This is a genomic window from Burkholderia sp. BCC1988 (assembly GCF_905339895.1).
Classification (GTDB): domain Bacteria; phylum Pseudomonadota; class Gammaproteobacteria; order Burkholderiales; family Burkholderiaceae; genus Burkholderia.
In genome coordinates this window covers 267915-284808 of record NZ_CAJPHA010000008.1, presented here as the reverse complement: position 1 = coordinate 284808, position 16894 = coordinate 267915, and the positions used below count along the sequence as shown (strand labels likewise).

Here is a 16894-nt window from a genome sequence, read left to right as displayed (position 1 = left end):
ATCGACTACCATCATGGAGCGTCCCCCGGCCGGGTGGCGTACCACGTCGTACAAGGAGAATTCATGCCGAAGCTGCGTTTGCTCCAGGTGGCGTTGCTCGCGGGCGTGCTGGCCGCCGGTAGCGCCGCTGCCGAAACGGTGCGCCTGTCCGCCAACCTGCAGCCGTCGAGCGAAGTGCCGCCCACCGCGACCAAGGGCGCCGGCGCCGTCGATGCGACCTACGACACGGCCAGCCACCTGCTGCAGTGGACGGTGACTTACGAACACCTCACGGGGCCGGCGACCGCCGCGCACTTCCACGGGCCCGCGCCGGTCGGCCAGAACGCCGGCGTGCAGGTGCCGATCCCGAAGGACGAGCTCGCGAGCCCGATCAAGGGATCGAAGGCGCTCACCGACGCGCAGGTGACCGACCTGATGAGCGGCAAGTGGTACTTCAACGTGCACACGAAGGAGCATCCGGCCGGCGAGATCCGCGGCCAGGTGATGCCGGCGAACTGAGGCAGGCGAACCTAGGCCGGCAAACCGAGGCTGGCGTTTGATGTAGAGGCTCCCGTCGAGCGGCGCGGCAACGATCGCACGTACCATCGTGACACTGCGATGACGGAGTAGGTTCGATGAGTTGGCAAAGCAAGTTCGCGTGCTGGCTGCTGCGCCGGCAGTTTCGTCCCGAGACCACGCGCCCGGTGCTCGATCCCGCCCGCGCGCGGCGCTTCACCGACCTGAGAATGGTCGTGCCGCGTCGCGCGCCGTCGGGCTACCGGCTGCGCGAATGCTACCGTCCCGGCGACGCGCCGCTGCGCGGCGAATGGCTCGAACGCACCGATGCGCTCGGCGCGCGCGGGCCCGGCCGCACGCTCCTGTACTTCCACGGCGGCGGCTACTACTTCTGTTCGACGAAAACCCATCGGCCGCTCGTGTTCGGCCTCACCAAGCGCGCGGGCGTGCGCTCGTTCTCGCTCGATTACCGGCTCGCACCCGAGAACCGCTTCCCGGCCGCGCTCGACGACGCGCTGGCCGCGTACCGGCAATTGCTCGCGCTCGGCACGCCGCCCGAGTCGGTCGTGTTCGGCGGCGATTCCGCGGGCGGCGGCCTCGCGCTCGCGACGCTCGTCGCGCTGCGCGATCGCGGCGAACCGTTGCCGGCCGGCGCGATCCTGTTCTCGCCCTGGACCGACCTGGCCGGCACCGGCGCGACGATGCGCAGCAACGACGGTCTCGACCCGATGTTCGCGGCCGCGGCGCTGCCGAAGGCGGCGCAGCTGTATCTGGGCGACGCATCGGCGACGCATCCGTACGCGTCGCCGCTCTATGCGGACTTCACCGGGCTGCCGCCGCTCTTCATCCAGGCCGGCAGCACCGAGGTGCTGCTCGACGACGCGCGCCGCGTCGCCGACAGCGCGAAAGCGGCCGGCGTGCCGGTGGAGATCGAGGTGTGGCCCGACATGCCGCACGTGTGGCAGCTGTACACGCCGATGGTGCCGGAGTCGCGCGCCGCGCTTGACCGGGCGGCCGCGTTCCTGCGCCGCGTCGCGGTCGAGCGGGCGGTTCAGCGCGCGGGCGAGCCGTCGATCGCCTGATACGCGGCCTGCACGGCCACCGAGCCGTACTTGCGCTCGAGCCGGCGCACGGTGAAATGGCCGTGCGCCATCTGCTGGAAGTGGTCGATGAACAGCGTGTTGACGGTCGCGCCGAGCACCGCGCCGATCGCCGGGATCGACTTCGCGGCCATCTGCTCGGTGACCTGCACCGAGAAGCGTGATGCCACCGTCTGCACGAGCTTGAACACCGCCGCCGAGCTGTGCGCGGCGATCCCTTTCGTCGTGATGTCCGACGACGCCTTCGAAATCGCCTGCGCGAGCGCGCCGCGCAGCACGAAATAGCCGAGATCGGCGTCTTCTTCCCGCTTGTCCGGGTTGCCGCCCATGCCGAGCACGGCCAGGCACTGCAGCTGCGTGTCCACCGAGCCCAGGTCCTCGCCCTCGCTGCGCGCGATGTCGCATACCGAGCGGAAGATCAGCGTGGTCGTGACCGGCAGCTCGACCGGCAGCGCGAGGAAGCCGAACGCGCCGCCCGCCGCGCCGGTCGTCGCGACCGCGAGCTTGTGCAGCAGGTTGCTCGGCTTGTCCGGCTCGGCATCGGGCGTCTGCGGCTTGCCGAGCGTGCGCAGCGCGATGTTCAGGCACTTGCGCAGCGCAAGCTGCGTCGCGTCGTTGATCTTGCCGGTCGCGAAGTCCGGCAGCCGCGCGATCATCTTCTCGACTGGCGCGCCCAGCACGCCCGTCAGCTTCATCGTCAACGACGGGCTTTCCAGCACCTGTTTCGCGCGTCGCAACGCGTCCTGGTCTTCCGGCGACAGCGTCGCGGCAGGCGTGATTGAAATCGGTTCCATCTTTCTCCTTGATGGTGGGGAACGGGCCCCGCACCTTCGCCGGCCTAGATTACTCCGCCGTGCTAGAATTTTGAGATTATTTGACTCGTCAAAAGTTGCATCAACAAAAAATGGCCGTCCATACTGCCGCCCACCATTCGAGCGGGCAAGTCCTGCCGTTCCGCGAATCGCTGCTGGCGATGATCGGGATCTCGTTCGTCACCATGCTCGTCGCGCTCGACCAGACGGTCGTCGGCACCGCGTTGCCGACCATCGTCGCCGAGTTGAGGGGCTTCGACCTGTACGCGTGGGTCGCGACCTCGTACCTGCTCAGTTCCGTGATCACCGTGCCGATCTTCGGCCGCCTTGGCGACTACTACGGCCGCAAGCCGTTCGTGATCGCGTCGATCGTCGTGTTCACCGGCGCGTCGGTGCTGTGCGGGATGGCCAACGACATGCTGTTCCTGGTGCTCGCGCGCGGCCTGCAGGGGATCGGCGGCGGGATGCTGGTCGGTACCGCGTTCGCGTGCATTCCCGATTTGTTCCCCGATTCCGTCGTGCGGTTGCGCTGGCAGGTGCTGATGAGCTCCGCATTCGGCATCGCGAACGCGGTCGGGCCGTCGCTCGGCGGGATCCTGACCCAGTCGTTCGGCTGGCGCTCGGTGTTCTACGTCAACCTGCCGGTCGGCCTGCTGTCGCTGTTCTTCGTGTGGCGCTACCTGCCGCACCTGCGGCACGTCGAGCACGACCGCAAGATGCGGCTCGACTGGCCCGGCGCGCTCCTGATCGCGCTGTCGCTCGGCGCGCTGCAGCTGTTCGTCGAATGGCTGCCGAAGTACGGCGTGATGAGTTGGGCGTCGCTGCTGCTGGTCGTCGCGGTCGGCGCCGGCATCGGCTTGTGGCATTGGGAAAAGCGCTGCGCGCAGCCGATTCTGCCGTTCGACATGTTCGGCAACCGCGCGCTGTCGGCGCTGTTCGTGCTCGCGATCCTGGCCGGCTTCTCGATGTTCTCGCTGCTGTTCTACGCACCGCTGCTGTTCCAGGGCGGCTTCGGGATGTCGCCGAAGGCGGCGGGGCTCGTGATTACGCCGCTCGTCGTGTTCATCACGATCGGCAGCATCATGAACGGACGCGTGGTCACGCGCATCCGCAATCCGAACGCGATGCTGCATGTCGGTTTCGTGCTGTTCGCGATCGCATGCGCGGGCATCGTCGTGTCGACCCACACGACGCCGACCTGGATGCTGATGGCGCTGATGGTCGCGGGCGGCATCGGCCTCGGCTTCGTGCTGCCGAACCTCACCGTGTTCGCGCAGCAGACGGCCGGCCGCGAGCACCTCGGCATCGCGACCGCGCTGTTGCAGTCGCTGCGGATGGTCGGCGGGATGATCGGCACCGCGCTCACGGGCACGCTGGTCAACCAGATGTATTCGAGCGGCGTGCGCGACGCGCTGTCGGGCGAGCACGCGCTGCAGTGGCACGCGCAGCTCGCCGATCCGCAGATCCTGATCGACCGCGCCGCGCAAGGCGGTCTGGTCGCGGAGCTGACCCGCGCCGGGCATAATGGCGCGCTGCTGCTGGAAACGGCCCGCGAATCGCTGGTCGGCGCGATTCACCTGGGTGTCGCGATGGCGGCCGTCGTCGCCGTGGTGTCGGTGTGGCAGTCCCGCCGCGTGCCGCCGATCGCGCTGCGGCACAAGATCGAGCCGCATGTCGCGGCCGATTGAACGATTCACCGATTGAACGAGTAGGCATCAGCGCATGGAAGAACAGGACCGCGTCGCGATCTTGCAGCAATTCGGACGCACGTATCGCGCGTTCATGACCGCGTTCGAAACGCACGTCGGGCAGCCGATGCCGCGCTGGCGCATCATGGTCGCGCTGCACACGATGGACGGGCATTCGTCGCAGAAGAAGCTCGTCGAGGTGCTGCGCATCGATCCGGGCGCGCTCACGCGCCAGTTGAAGTCGCTCGAAGCGCTCGGCTGGATCGAGCGCGCGTCCGATGCGCGCGACAACCGCGTGACCAACGTCACGCTGACCGCCGAGGGCCGCGCCGCGTTCGACGCGTGCCTGCCGCGCCGCAAGGCGTTCCTCGACCAGACGATGGCGCAACTGCCGGACGACGTGCTGACCGCCTTGTCGGGCGCGCTGGCGATGCTGGAGTCGCGGATTGCGGATGTCGGCTCGACGCCGGCATCGCGCTGAAGGGCGGGGCGGAAGCGGCGCGACGGGATGCGCCCCGTCGGCCGGTCTTGATCAGCACGGCATGCGGGCTGCGCGAACCCGCCGCCGGCCGGCGTTTCACTTCAATTCATTCCACTTCGTTCACAGCTCGATGCGCGTGCCGAGCAGCGCGAGGAACTGCGCGAGCCAGGCCGGATGCGCGGGCCACGCAGGCGCGGTGACGAACGGCGCGTCGGTCACGGCCGCGTCGACCGGGATGTCCGCATACTCGCCGCCCGCGAGCTTCACTTCGGGCGCGCAGGCCGGGTAGGCCGAGATGCGCTTGCCGCGGATCACGTCGGCGGCCGCAAGCAGCTGCGCCGCATGGCAGATCGCGGCGATCGGCTTGCCGGCTTCGGCGAACGCGCGCACCAGCGCGATCACCTTCGCGTCGAGACGCAGGTATTCCGGCGCGCGGCCGCCCGCGATCGCGAGCGCGTCGTAGCCCGCCGCATCGACGTCGTCGAACGTCGCGTTCAGCGTGAAGTTGTGGCCGGGCTTCTCGGTGTAGGTCTGGTCGCCCTCGAAATCGTGGATCGCGGTCTTGACCTTGTCGCCCGCGCGCTTGCCCGGGCAGACTGCATCGACGTGATGGCCGACGGCCTGCAGCGCCTGGAACGGCACCATCGTTTCGTAGTCTTCGGCGAAATCACCGGTCAGGAACAGGATCTTCTTCGCGGCCATGGCTTTCTCCATTGAACAGCGTTGAGGGGCCGTTCGCGCCGGGCGCGGCAGGCATGCGCTGCGGCGCCGAAGCAGCCCCGAGGACGAAAGCGCAGTGTACTCCGGCAGATTGAAGCGCGCGTGACGGCCGCCCCGCGCTGCGGTGGGGCGGCGAGGCGGCGCGATGGCGCGCCAGGCGTCAGAAGAAGGTTTCGACGACTTCCGTCACGCGGAACTGCGGATCGAGCACGAGCAGCTGGCGCCACTTGTCGAACGTCAGGCACGGATGCGAGATATCGAACGCGACCATGTCGCCGACCTTCACGTCCGCGCCCGGCGGGATCTGCAGGTACGCGTGCTGGTCCATCATCCCGGTGACGGCCCAGCCTTCGCTCGCGGCGACATCGCGCGGCGCGCTGTCGCGGCCCGGGCGGAAATGGCGCGCCGGCTCGGGCAGGCCCGCGTCGAACGCCGCGTCGCGCTTGCCGAGCGCGATGATCGCGCGGTCGGCTTCCGGCACCGACTGCACGTACGCCCACAGCTGCAGCGCCGGCAGCAGCCCTTCGCCCATCCTGCGGGCGATCGGGTTGCGCGCGAACACGTCGGTCTGCGCCTTCTTGTAGATGCCGACGTCGTGCGTCAGGTAGCAGCCCGGACGCAGCACGACTTCCGCGAAACCGTCATCGGACGCCTTCGCGAATTCCTCCGCGACCACGTCGTACCACGCCGAGCCGGCACCCGACAGGATCGCCGGCGTGCGCGCGAAGCGGCCGGCTTCGGCCAGCTCGCGCGTGAACGCGACCGCGTCCTGCAGGAACGCGCGGATCTCGCCTTCCTCCTTCAGCACGCCTTCGTAGAGTTCGATGCCGGCCAGCTTCAGCGTGTCCGGATAGCGCGCGATCGCGTCGAGCACGGCGGTGCGCTGCGCGGCGTCGCGCACGCCCGCGCGGCCGCCCGGCACGCCGAGCTCGATCAGCACGTTCAGCGTTTTCTTCGCTTCGCCGAAGAAGCGGCCGAGCTGGTCGACGCTGTCGGCCGAATCGACGAGGCAGAAGAATTCGAAGTCGGGATCGGACAGCAGCCCCGCGATGATCGTCATGTTCTGGCGGCCGACCAGCTGGTTCGCGAGCAGCACGCGGCGCACGCCGCCGTGGTACGCGGCCTGCGTCTGGTGCGCGGTCGCGAGCGTGATGCCCCACGCGCCGGCGGCGAGCTGGCGGCGGAACAGTTGCGGCGCCATCGTCGTCTTGCCGTGCGGCGCGAACTGCGCGCCGTACTGCTGGACGAACGCCTGCATCCAGTTCAGATTGTGTTCGATGCGATCCTCGTACAGCACCGCTGCCGGCAGGCTGACGTCTTCCGCGAGCAGGTTCCACTCGAGGCGGCCTGCGTCGTCGAGCGGCACGCTCGCGCTCGGCAGGTTGCCGAGGCCCTTGCCCAACGGATTGATTGTCGGTTCCTGATAGTTTGTAACTTTCATGTCATCCCGCTCCATCATCACTATGCATTGCACTGAAGTTGACATGCAGATGGTACAGAAAGTAGCATCGGCGCGGTGATGTTATTTAGTAACATAAAGCGCCACACCCTTTTCAGCAGATGAATTCGTCCGCCACTCCGTCCGTTCCGTTCACCGGCGAGCAACCGGTTGCCCAGCCGGTCCTCGACATCGTCGCGCGGATCGCCGAATGCGCGCCCGAGCTGCGCGAGGCCGAACGCAAGGTCGCGGCCTTCATCCTCGCCGATCTCGCGCGCGCCGCGCACGCGAGCATCGGCGCGCTCGCGCGCGACGCGGAGGTCAGCGTCGCGACGGTCACGCGGTTTGCGAAGGCCGTCGGCTGCCGCGACGTGCGCGAACTGAAAGTGCTCGTCGCGCAGGCGGCGGCGGTCGGGCAGCGCTTTCTCGTGCCGTCCGGCGAGCCTGCGGAAGTGGACGCGAGCCCGGCATCGGTCGTCTACGACGAGATCCGCGTGGCGCTCGCGCACAACCACCAGTTGCTGCGCAACACGTCGTTCGACGCCGCGGCCGATCTTCTCGCCGGCGCGAAGATGGTCTACGTGTACGGGCAGGGCGGCGGCTCGACCGCGCTCGCCGACGAACTGCGCTTCCGGCTCGTGCGCTTCGGGCGGCCGGTCGCGAGCTACCAGGACAGCCTGCTGCAGCGGATGGTGTCGGCGACGCTGTCGCGCGACACCGTGGTCGTCGCGCTGTCGGTGAGCGGGCGCGTGCCCGAGCTGCTCGAGAGCTGCCGCCTCGCGAAGCGCTACGGCGCGAAGCTGATCGCGATCACCGCGCCGGCTTCGCCGCTCGCGAAGCTCGCCGACCACCTGATCCCGGTCGTCGCGTTCGAAACCGATTTCATCTACAAGCCTTCGACATCGCGCTACGCGATGATGATGGCGATCGACGTGCTCGTCACCGGAGTCGCACTGCGGCTCGGCGATGCGGGCCGAGAATCGCTGCGCCGCATCAAGCATGCGCTCGATGCGCACCGCGGCGGCGGAGACCGTCAACCGGTAGGAGACTGACCATGCATTCGCATCCCGAAGCCGCCGATACGCTGATCGTCGGCGCGCAGCTGTACGACGGCACGGGCGCACCGCCCGTCACGCGCGACGTCGCGATCCGCAACGGCGTGATCGCGGCGATCGGCAACCTGTCGAACTGGCTCGCCGAGACCGTCGTCGATGCGAACGGCCGCGCGCTCGCGCCGGGCTTCGTCGACGTCCACACGCACGACGACACGCACGTGATCCGCGCGCCGCAGATGCTGCCGAAGATCTCGCAGGGCGTGACGACCGTGATCGTCGGCAACTGCGGGATCAGCGCGTCGCCCGTGACGCTCGCGGGCGATCCGCCCGACCCGATGAACCTGCTCGGCGATCGCGACGCGTTCCGCTATCCGACCTTCGCTGCCTACGTCGCGGCGGTGAACGACGCGCGTCCGGCCGTGAACGTCGCGGCGCTCGTCGGGCACACCGCGCTGCGCAACAACCAGATGGACCGCCTCGACCGCGCGGCGACCGACGGCGAAATCGCCGGGATGCGCACGCAACTCGAGGAAGCGCTCGCGAACGGCGCGCTCGGTCTGTCGTCGGGCCTTGCGTACGGCTCCGCGTTCGCGGCGCCGGCCGAGGAAGTGATGGCGCTCGCCGAGCCGCTCGCGAACGCGGGCGCGCTCTACACGACGCACATGCGCACCGAATTCGACGCGATCCTCGACGCGATGGACGAGGCGTACCGCGTCGGCCGCCACGCGCAGGTGCCGGTCGTGATCTCGCACCTGAAGTGCGCGGGCCCGTCGAACTGGGGGCGCAGCACCGAGGTGCTCGCGTCGCTCGAAGGCGCGCGCCGCTACCAGCCGGTCGGCTGCGACTGCTATCCGTACAGCCGCAGCTCGTCGACGCTCGACCTGAAGCAGGTGACGGGCGACATCGACATCACGATCACGTGGTCGGAACCGCATCCGGAAGTCGCCGCCAAGCTGCTGAAGGCGATCGCGGCCGACTGGGGCGTGACCGAGCAGGAAGCCGCGCAGCGGATCCGTCCGGCCGGCGCCGTGTACCACAACATGTCCGAGGACGACGTGCGCCGCATCCTGTCGCATCCGGCGACGATGGTCGGCTCGGACGGCCTGCCGAACGATCCGCTGCCGCATCCGCGGCTGTGGGGCGCGTTCCCGCGCGTGCTCGGCCATTACGTGCGCGACACGAACCTGCTGCCGCTCGAGGAGGCGATCCGCAAGATGACGTCGCTGTCCGCGCGCCGCTACGGGATCGCGCGGCGCGGCGAAGTGCACGTCGGCTACCACGCGGATCTCGTGCTGTTCGATCCCGCGCGCGTGATCGACGCCGCGACGTTCGAGAAGCCGCAGCAGCCCGCGCACGGGATCGACGCGGTGTGGGTGAACGGCGTGCTGACCTATGAGAACGGCCAGCCGACCGGCGAGCGCGCCGGCGGTTTCGTCGCGCGCGGCCAGCGCGTGCCGGCGAGTGCCGACGCCGCGTTCTGAACGCGGTCCTGATCCGATTTGCCGCGTGCGCCATGCCGGCGCGCGCATCCGCAACCGTGCGTTGCATGGGACCGGCGCCGGCGCGTGCGCGCCGAGGCCGGTCGACCAACCAGGAGTGAAACGATGAAGCGATATGGCGTAGGCGAAGCGAAGGGTACCGGCGGGCAGGTGATGCCGTTTGCACGCGCGGTCGAGGCCGACGGCTGGCTGTACGTGTCGGGCCAGACGCCGATGGTGAACGGCGAGGTCGTCGAAGGCGGGATCGTCACGCAGTCGAAGCAGACGATCGAGAACGTGATCGCGATCCTGAAGGAAGCCGGCTACGGCCTGGAACACGTCGTGCGTTGCGGCGTGTGGCTCGACGACGCACGCGATTTCGCGTCGTTCAACAAGGTGTTCGTGTCGTACTTCGGCGAGCATCCGCCGGCACGCGCGTGCGTGCAGTCGAGCATGGTCATCGATTGCAAGGTCGAGGTCGATTGCATCGCTTACAAGCCGCCGGTGAAGTAACGCGGGCGGGCATCCCCTGCGCACAGTGAAACAGCCCCGTCGGCGCGAGCCGGCGGGGCTGTTTCGTGACAGGCGGGCCGCTATTACTGCCGCGCAGTCCGCGCGTTGTCCGGCATCGGCTGGTTGTAATTCGTGCGGAACGGATTGATGTCGAGCCCGCCGCGCCGCGTGTAGCGCGCATACACCGCGAGCTTCACCGGTTTGCACGCATGCAGGATGTCGAGGAAGATCCGCTCGACGCACTGCTCGTGAAAGCCCGTGTGATTGCGGAACGAGATGATGTAGCGCAGCAGTCCTGCGTGATCGATCTGCGGCCCGACGTAGTGAATCTGCACGCTGCCCCAGTCGGGCTGGCCGGTGACCGGGCAGTTCGAGCGCAGCAGGTCGGACACGAGCGTTTCCTCGACCGGCGCTTCGTCCTCGGCGTCGGCGGCCGACAGCAGCGACGGATCGGGTTCGTACACGTCGGTGTCGAGGTCGAGCCGGTCGAGCGACAGTCCGTCGAGCTCCTCCATCTCGAGCTTGCCGAAATCGTGCGGCGACACCAGCTGCACCGACACGCTCGCGCCGCACGCGGCCGACACGTCGCGCTTCAGCACGTCGCGCACCGCGTCGAGCGAGTCGAACTTCGATTGCGCGAACGAGCCGAGATACAGCTTGAACGACTTCGATTCGACGATGTTCGGCGATTCGGCCGGCACGTAGAACGTCGCGACCGCGAGCTGCGGCTTGCCGCGTGCGTTGAGCCACGACAGTTCGTACGCGTTCCAGATATCGGTGCCGAAGAACGGCAGCGCCGACGTGATGCCGAGCTGCTCGCGCGCCCCGGCGCGCGGGATCGGGAACAGCAGCGACGCGTCGTACTGCGCTGCGTAGACGGTCGCCTTGCCGAGCGGGGAATGTTCGGGATTCATTGCACGAAGCCTTTACGACAGGAAGAGGCGGTACGCCGGATTGGCGCTCTCCTCGACATACGGATAGCCGAGCGCCGCGAGGAAGCGTTCGAACTCGGCGCGATCGGCCTGCGGCACCTGCAGCCCGACGAGGATCGAGCTGTAGTCCGCGCCCTGGTTGCGGTAGTGGAACAGGCTGATGTTCCAGTCCGGCGCCATCGACGACAGGAACTTCATCAGCGCGCCCGGCCGTTCCGGGAATTCGAAGCGGAACAGGCGCTCTTCAAGCGCGAGCGGCGAGCGGCCGCCCACCATGTAGCGGATATGTTCCTTCGACAGCTCGTCGTGCGTGAGGTCGACGGTCTTGAAGCCGTGCGACTCGAAGTTCGCGGCGATCTCCTCCGACTCGCCGCGCCGCTTGATCTGCACGCCGACGAAGATGTGCGCGGACTGCGCATCGGCGATCCGGTAGTTGAACTCGGTCACGTTGCGATCGCCGACGAGCGAGCAGAAGCGCTTGAAGCTGCCGCGCTCCTCGGGGATCGTGACGGCGAACACGGCTTCGCGCGCCTCGCCCACTTCCGCGCGTTCGGCGACGAAGCGCATCCGGTCGAAGTTCATGTTCGCGCCGGACGTGACCGCGACGAGCGTCTGGTTCTCGATGCCTTCGCGCTCCGCATACTGTTTCGCGCCCGCGACCGCGAGCGCGCCGGACGGCTCGAGCACGCTGCGCGTATCCTGGAATACGTCCTTGATCGCCGCGCACAGCGCGTCGGTGTCGACCGTCAGCACGCCGTCGAGGAATTCGCGGCACAGCCGGAAGGTTTCCTCGCCGACGAGCTTTACCGCCGTGCCGTCCGCGAACAGGCCGACCTCGCTCAGTTCGACGCGCTCGCCCTTCTGCAGCGACTGCGCCATCGCGCACGAATCCTCGGCCTGCACGCCGAACACCTTGATCTCCGGCCGCACCGCCTTGACGTAGGCCGCCACGCCGGACGCGAGCCCGCCGCCGCCGATCGGCACGAAGATCGCGTGAATCGGCCCCTGGTGCTGACGCAGGATTTCCATCGCGATCGTGCCCTGGCCGGCGATCACGTACGGATCGTCGAACGGGTGGACGAACGTGAGGTCGCGCTCCGCCTGCACCTTGACCGCGTGCGCGTATGCATCGCTGTACGACTCGCCCGCCTGGATCACCTCGACGCTCGGGCCGCCATGCGCGCGTACCGCATCGACTTTCACCTGCGGCGTCGTGACCGGCACGACGATCACGGCCTTCACGCCCATCCGGGCCGCCGAGAACGCGACGCCCTGCGCATGATTGCCGGCCGATGCCGTGATCACGCCGCGCGCGAGCGCGTCGGCCGGGATGTGCGCCATCTTGTTGTACGCGCCGCGCAGCTTGAACGAGAACACCGGCTGGTTGTCCTCGCGCTTCAGGTAAACGGGGTTGTGCAGCCGGGCCGACAGGTTGCGGGCAGGTTCGAGTTCCGTCTCGAGCGCGACGTCGTAGACGCGCGCGGTGAGGATTTTCTTCAGGTAATCGTGGGATGCCATGGGCGCTCGCGTGCAGTGCGGAAGCAGACGGTAAAGGATCAATGATAGCGCCAAGGGTCGGTCCGCACGCAAGCGGCATGCCGGGCGCACGGTCGCGGAACCGCGCCGGCGGGCGTGTTGGCCGCATGAGGCGTCCCTTTTTACCGGTTTAACCGCATGGTTACCGACCGGACGGACGGCGAATTCCGGCGCGAAAACGTGCCGAGCCAAGCCCGGCGCGGCTTGCGGCGATAGCCCCACGACCTGTCCGGCGTGTCACGCGTGGCCCGATCATGGGTTAGAATTCCGTTTTGAATCAAGGATCGGAAGATGCAGAGGCACCCTCGGATCGCCCCGTTGAAGCCGACGCCGCGCGCAGCCAGCCCCGCGGCGGAGCGGCATGCGCGCCGCGCGCGATCGTGCTGATGGCTCCGAGTGCCGCCAGGCCCCACCCGTCGGGAACGGTGAGTTCAGTCCCGTTCCGGCCCCATGCGAGTTAGTCGCACGCCTGGCAACAGAACAGATTTCCCCAAGATTGCGCCCACGCGCTTGCCGACGCCCCTGCACGGTGTATCGGCCCTCCGAGTCGTCCGAACATGAACGCACCACAAGTTTTCGATCCGCATGGCGCGGCCGCCGCCGTCGCCGCCGACCCCGCGCCCCGTCTGCGCGAGATTCCCTACAACTACACGTCCTTCTCCGACCGCGAGATCGTGATCCGCCTGCTCGGCGCGGAGGCGTGGTCGGTGCTCGACGAACTGCGCGCCGAACGCCGCACGGGCCGCTCGGCACGGATGCTGTATGAGGTGCTCGGCGATATCTGGGTCGTGCGCCGCAACCCGTACCTGCAGGACGACCTGCTCGACAACCCGAAGCGCCGCGCGCTGCTGATCGAGGCGCTGAACCACCGCCTGACCGAGATCGGCAAGCGCCGCCGCGCCGACCTGACCGCGCACCACGACGACGCGGGCCGCGAACGCGCCGAGCGCGTCGAGATGCTCGAGGCGGCCGCGCAGCGCGCGGTCGACGAGTTCGCCGACGAATTCGACAAGATGGCCGACCTGCGCCGCCGCGCGACCAAGGCGCTCGGCCGCTGCACGCAGAAGGACAACATCCGTTTCGACGGGCTGTCGCGCGTGTCGCACGTGACCGACGCGACCGACTGGCGCGTCGAATACCCGTTCGTCGTGCTGACCCCCGATACCGAAGCCGAGATCGCGGGCCTGATCAAGGCCTGCTTCGAGCTTGGCCTGACTGTGATCCCGCGTGGCGGCGGCACCGGCTACACGGGCGGCGCGGTGCCGCTCACGCCGTTCTCCGCGGTGATCAACACCGAGAAGCTCGAACAGCTCGGCGCGGTCGAGCTGACCGAACTGCCGGGCGTCGCGCACAAGGTGCCGACGATCTTCTCCGGCGCGGGCGTCGTCACGCGCCGCGTGACGGAAGCGGCAGAGGCGGCCGGCTACGTGTTCGCGGTCGACCCGACCTCGCTCGACGCATCGTGCATCGGCGGCAACGTCGCGATGAACGCCGGCGGCAAGAAGGCCGTGCTGTGGGGCACCGCGCTCGACAACCTGGCCTGGTGGCGGATGGTCGACCCGGACGGCAACTGGCTCGAAGTCACGCGCCACGAGCACAACCAGGGCAAGATCCACGACATCGCGGTCGCGCGGTTCGAGCTGAAGTGGTTCGACGGCGCGTACGCGCCGGGCGAGAAGCTGCTGAAGACCGAGATGCTCGAGATCGAAGGCCGCCGGTTCCGCAAGGAAGGCCTCGGCAAGGACGTGACCGACAAGTTCCTCGCCGGCCTGCCGGGCGTGCAGAAGGAAGGCTGCGACGGGCTGATCACGTCCGCGCGCTGGGTGCTGCACAAGATGCCCGCGCACACGCGCACCGTCTGTCTCGAATTCTTCGGCCAGGCGCGCGAGGCGATCCCGAGCATCGTCGAGATCAAGGACTACCTGTTCGAAACGTCGAAGCAGGGCGGCGCGATTCTCGCGGGCCTCGAGCACCTCGACGAGCGCTACCTGCGTGCGGTCGGCTACGCGACCAAGAGCAAGCGCAACGCATTCCCCAAGATGGTGCTGATCGGCGACATCGTCGGCGACGACGCCGACGCGGTCGCGCACGCGACGTCCGAAGTGATCCGGATGGCGAACGGCAAGAGCGGCGAAGGCTTCGTCGCGATCAGCGCGGAGGCGCGCAAGCGCTTCTGGCTCGACCGCAGCCGCACGGCCGCGATCGCGAAGCACACCAACGCGTTCAAGATCAACGAAGACGTCGTGATCCCGCTGAACCGGATGGGCGAGTACACCGACGGCATCGAGCGGATCAACATCGAGCTGTCGCTGAAGAACAAGCTGCAGCTGGTCGACGCGCTCGAAGCGTTCTTCCGCGCCGGCAACCTGCCGCTCGGCAAGACCGACGACGCAAACGAGATCCCGAGCGCCGAACTGCTCGAGGATCGCGTGCAGCAGGCGCTGGAGCTGCTCAAGCGCGTGCGCGCACGCTGGGAATTCGTGCGCGACCGGCTCGACCAGCCGCTGCGCGAGGCGCAGCACTACCTCGTGCAGCTCGGCTACGAGGCGCTCGCCGAGAAGTTCGCCGATCGCGCGGACGAGCAGCCGGGCGCGACCGTGTTCCACGTCACGCAGGACCGCACGGTCCGCATCTCGTGGAAGCAGGAGATTCGCGCGGAGCTGCGCGCGATCTTCAACGGCGGCGCGTTCAAGCAGATCCTCGACGAAGCGCAGGCGATCCACAAGCAGGTGCTGCGCGGTCGCGTGTTCGTCGCGCTGCACATGCACGCGGGCGACGGCAACGTCCACACCAACATCCCGGTCAACTCCGACAACTACGAGATGCTGCAGGACGCGCACGCGGCGGTCGCGCGCATCATGACGCTTGCGCGTTCGCTCGACGGCGTGATCTCCGGCGAACACGGGATCGGCATCACGAAGCTCGAGTTCCTGACCGACGACGAGATCGCCGAATTCCGCGCGTACAAGCAGCGCGTCGACCCGAACGGCCGCTTCAACAAGGGCAAGCTGCTCGACGGCGCCGACCTGCGCAACGCGTACACGCCGAGCTTCGGGCTGATGGGCTACGAGTCGCTGATCATGCAGCAGTCCGACATCGGCGCGATCGCCGATTCGGTGAAGGACTGCCTGCGCTGCGGCAAGTGCAAGCCGGTGTGCGCGACCCACGTGCCGCGCGCGAACCTGCTGTACAGCCCGCGCAACAAGATCCTCGCGACCTCGCTGCTGGTCGAGGCGTTCCTGTACGAGGAGCAGACGCGCCGCGGCGTGTCGATCAAGCACTGGGACGAGTTCAACGACGTGGCCGACCACTGCACGGTGTGCCACAAGTGCGCGACGCCGTGCCCGGTGAAGATCGACTTCGGCGACGTCACGATGAACATGCGCAACCTGTTGCGCAAGATGGGCAAGAAGAAGTTCAACGCCGGCAATGCGGCGGGCATGTTCTTCCTGAACGCGACCAATCCGCAGACGATCAACGCCGCGCGCGGCGTGATGATGGGCGTCGGCTACAAGGTGCAGCGCTTCGCGAACGACATGCTGAAGAAGGTCGTGACGAAGCAGACGCAGCACCCGCCGGCGACGGTCGGCAAGCCGCCCGTGGTCGAGCAGGTGATCCACTTCGTCAACAAGAAGATGCCGGGCAACCTGCCGAAGAAGACGGCGCGCGCGCTGCTCGACATCGAGGACAACAAGATCGTGCCGATCATCCGCAACCCGAAGTCGACGACCGTCGATTCGGAAGCGGTGTTCTACTTCCCCGGCTGCGGCTCCGAGCGCCTGTTCTCGCAGGTCGGCCTCGCGACGCAGGCGATGCTGTGGGAAGCGGGCGTGCAGACCGTGCTGCCGCCGGGCTACCTGTGCTGCGGCTATCCGCAGCGCGGCTCGGGCCAGTACGACAAGGCCGAGAAGATCGTCACCGACAACCGCGTGCTGTTCCACCGGGTCGCGAACACGCTGAACTACCTCGACATCAAGACGGTGGTCGTGTCGTGCGGCACCTGCTACGACCAGCTCGCGGGCTACGAATTCGACAAGATCTTCCCGGGCTGCCGGATCATCGACATCCACGAGTTCCTGCTCGAGAAGGGGATGAAGCTCGACGGCGTGACGGGCACGCGCTACATGTATCACGACCCGTGCCACACGCCGATCAAGACGATGGACCCGGTGAAGCTCGTCAACGAGCTGATGGGCGCGGAGAAGGACGGCTACAAGATCGAGAAGAACGAGCGCTGCTGCGGTGAGTCGGGCACGCTGGCGGTCACGCGTCCGGACATCTCCACGCAGGTCCGCTTCCGCAAGGAAGAGGAAATCCGCAAGGGCGCCGCGAAGCTGCGCAGCATCCCGGTCGTGGCCGGCAACGCGCCGGCGCCGGCCGCCGCGAGCGCGAACGGCCCGGACGTGAAGATCCTGACGAGCTGCCCGTCGTGCCTGCAGGGCCTGTCGCGCTACAACGAGGATGCGAACCTCGAGGCCGACTACATCGTGGTCGAGATCGCGCGCCAGGTGCTCGGCGAGAACTGGATGGCCGACTATGTCGCACACGCGAACAATGGCGGGATCGAGCGCGTGCTGGTCTAATGCGGGCATGACGACCGCCCGATCGGGCCAGGAATGAGCGGGCGCCGGCGCAGATGCGCCGGC

At 68.0% G+C, this 16894-nt stretch carries 13 protein-coding genes and 1 pseudogene; 8 read left to right on the top strand and 6 right to left on the bottom strand.

All coding sequences use genetic code 11. The features are described from left to right. Nucleotides 1–63: 63 nt before the first annotated feature. Both U4012_RS14385 and U4012_RS14380 read left to right on the top strand, forming a co-directional pair. Complete coding sequence (locus U4012_RS14385) at nucleotides 64–498, top strand: CHRD domain-containing protein (protein WP_044848607.1); 435 nt, start codon at nucleotides 64–66, stop codon at nucleotides 496–498. 116 nt (nucleotides 499–614) lie between these two features. Next, nucleotides 615–1577 (top strand): alpha/beta hydrolase, encoded by a 963-nt coding sequence (locus tag U4012_RS14380; RefSeq protein ID WP_321799375.1) that lies wholly within the window; start codon nucleotides 615–617, stop codon nucleotides 1575–1577. Here the strand turns inward: U4012_RS14380 and U4012_RS14375 are convergent. Beyond that, entirely contained in the window at nucleotides 1547–2389 is an 843-nt protein-coding gene (locus U4012_RS14375; protein ID WP_044848597.1) for an EcsC family protein, read from the bottom strand. The two genes, U4012_RS14380 and U4012_RS14375, sit on opposite strands and share 31 nt — an antisense overlap. Nucleotides 2390–2499: 110 nt before the next feature. On the opposite strand from U4012_RS14375, the gene U4012_RS14370 reads away from it, so the two are divergent. Together U4012_RS14370 and U4012_RS14365 are read left to right on the top strand one after the other, a co-directional pair. Beyond that, nucleotides 2500–4095 (top strand): MDR family MFS transporter, encoded by a 1596-nt coding sequence (locus U4012_RS14370; RefSeq protein WP_321799373.1) that lies wholly within the window; start codon nucleotides 2500–2502, stop codon nucleotides 4093–4095. 34 nt (nucleotides 4096–4129) lie between these two features. Then, the gene (locus U4012_RS14365; RefSeq protein ID WP_321799371.1) at nucleotides 4130–4576 is read left to right on the top strand and encodes a MarR family winged helix-turn-helix transcriptional regulator; all 447 of its coding nucleotides are present in this window, start codon (nucleotides 4130–4132) and stop codon (nucleotides 4574–4576) included. A gap of 120 nt (nucleotides 4577–4696) precedes the next feature. On the opposite strand, the gene U4012_RS14360 is transcribed toward U4012_RS14365, so the two are convergent. Both U4012_RS14360 and U4012_RS14355 read right to left on the bottom strand, forming a co-directional pair. Next, nucleotides 4697–5278 (bottom strand): DJ-1/PfpI family protein, encoded by a 582-nt coding sequence (locus tag U4012_RS14360; protein WP_044848600.1) that lies wholly within the window; start codon nucleotides 5276–5278, stop codon nucleotides 4697–4699. Between the two features lie 178 nt (nucleotides 5279–5456). Beyond that, nucleotides 5457–6737, bottom strand: coding sequence for an amino acid deaminase (locus tag U4012_RS14355; RefSeq protein ID WP_124521032.1), 1281 nt, complete (start codon nucleotides 6735–6737; stop codon nucleotides 5457–5459). A gap of 119 nt (nucleotides 6738–6856) precedes the next feature. Here U4012_RS14355 and U4012_RS14350 point away from each other — a divergent pair, with 119 nt between their 5' ends. The 3 genes from U4012_RS14350 to U4012_RS14340 all read left to right on the top strand — a co-directional run bounded on the left by U4012_RS14350 (nucleotide 6857) and on the right by U4012_RS14340 (nucleotide 9780). Further along, nucleotides 6857–7786 (top strand): MurR/RpiR family transcriptional regulator, encoded by a 930-nt coding sequence (locus U4012_RS14350; RefSeq protein ID WP_321799367.1) that lies wholly within the window; start codon nucleotides 6857–6859, stop codon nucleotides 7784–7786. Nucleotides 7787–7788: 2 nt separating this feature from the next. Further along, on the top strand, nucleotides 7789–9270 hold the full coding sequence (locus tag U4012_RS14345) for a D-aminoacylase (RefSeq protein ID WP_321799365.1): 1482 nt from the start codon (nucleotides 7789–7791) through the stop codon (nucleotides 9268–9270). Nucleotides 9271–9393: 123 nt separating this feature from the next. Then, nucleotides 9394–9780, top strand: coding sequence for a RidA family protein (locus U4012_RS14340; RefSeq protein WP_006477830.1), 387 nt, complete (start codon nucleotides 9394–9396; stop codon nucleotides 9778–9780). Nucleotides 9781–9863: 83 nt separating this feature from the next. Here the strand turns inward: U4012_RS14340 and queF are convergent, their stop codons facing one another. From queF to U4012_RS35945, 3 genes and pseudogenes are all read right to left on the bottom strand, one after another. Then, the gene (queF, locus tag U4012_RS14335; RefSeq protein ID WP_044848604.1) at nucleotides 9864–10694 is read right to left on the bottom strand and encodes an NADPH-dependent 7-cyano-7-deazaguanine reductase QueF; all 831 of its coding nucleotides are present in this window, start codon (nucleotides 10692–10694) and stop codon (nucleotides 9864–9866) included. 12 nt (nucleotides 10695–10706) lie between these two features. Further along, on the bottom strand, nucleotides 10707–12230 hold the full coding sequence (gene ilvA, locus U4012_RS14330; protein ID WP_044848605.1) for a threonine ammonia-lyase, biosynthetic: 1524 nt from the start codon (nucleotides 12228–12230) through the stop codon (nucleotides 10707–10709). 140 nt (nucleotides 12231–12370) lie between these two features. Further along, a pseudogene (locus U4012_RS35945) lies at nucleotides 12371–12820 on the bottom strand (hypothetical protein). On the opposite strand from U4012_RS35945, the gene U4012_RS14325 reads away from it, so the two are divergent. After that, nucleotides 12806–16831: a DUF3683 domain-containing protein gene (locus U4012_RS14325; RefSeq protein ID WP_124488600.1), complete on the top strand. Its 4026-nt coding sequence runs from the start codon at nucleotides 12806–12808 to the stop codon at nucleotides 16829–16831. The pseudogene U4012_RS35945 and the gene U4012_RS14325 sit on opposite strands and share 15 nt — an antisense overlap. The last annotated feature ends 63 nt before the right edge of the window (nucleotides 16832–16894 follow it).

Bases quoted from the DNA above. Each gene is read 5' to 3' on its own strand.
- U4012_RS14385 (WP_044848607.1), top strand. From the start codon at position 64: ATGCCGAAGCTGCGTTTGCTCCAGGTGGCGTTGCTCGCGGGCGTGCTG.
- U4012_RS14380 (WP_321799375.1), top strand. From the start codon at position 615: ATGAGTTGGCAAAGCAAGTTCGCGTGCTGGCTGCTGCGCCGGCAGTTT.
- U4012_RS14375 (WP_044848597.1), bottom strand. From the start codon at position 2,389: ATGGAACCGATTTCAATCACGCCTGCCGCGACGCTGTCGCCGGAAGAC.
- U4012_RS14370 (WP_321799373.1), top strand. From the start codon at position 2,500: ATGGCCGTCCATACTGCCGCCCACCATTCGAGCGGGCAAGTCCTGCCG.
- U4012_RS14365 (WP_321799371.1), top strand. From the start codon at position 4,130: ATGGAAGAACAGGACCGCGTCGCGATCTTGCAGCAATTCGGACGCACG.
- U4012_RS14360 (WP_044848600.1), bottom strand. From the start codon at position 5,278: ATGGCCGCGAAGAAGATCCTGTTCCTGACCGGTGATTTCGCCGAAGAC.
- U4012_RS14355 (WP_124521032.1), bottom strand. From the start codon at position 6,737: ATGAAAGTTACAAACTATCAGGAACCGACAATCAATCCGTTGGGCAAG.
- U4012_RS14350 (WP_321799367.1), top strand. From the start codon at position 6,857: ATGAATTCGTCCGCCACTCCGTCCGTTCCGTTCACCGGCGAGCAACCG.
- U4012_RS14345 (WP_321799365.1), top strand. From the start codon at position 7,789: ATGCATTCGCATCCCGAAGCCGCCGATACGCTGATCGTCGGCGCGCAG.
- U4012_RS14340 (WP_006477830.1), top strand. From the start codon at position 9,394: ATGAAGCGATATGGCGTAGGCGAAGCGAAGGGTACCGGCGGGCAGGTG.
- queF (WP_044848604.1), bottom strand. From the start codon at position 10,694: ATGAATCCCGAACATTCCCCGCTCGGCAAGGCGACCGTCTACGCAGCG.
- ilvA (WP_044848605.1), bottom strand. From the start codon at position 12,230: ATGGCATCCCACGATTACCTGAAGAAAATCCTCACCGCGCGCGTCTAC.
- U4012_RS14325 (WP_124488600.1), top strand. From the start codon at position 12,806: ATGAACGCACCACAAGTTTTCGATCCGCATGGCGCGGCCGCCGCCGTC.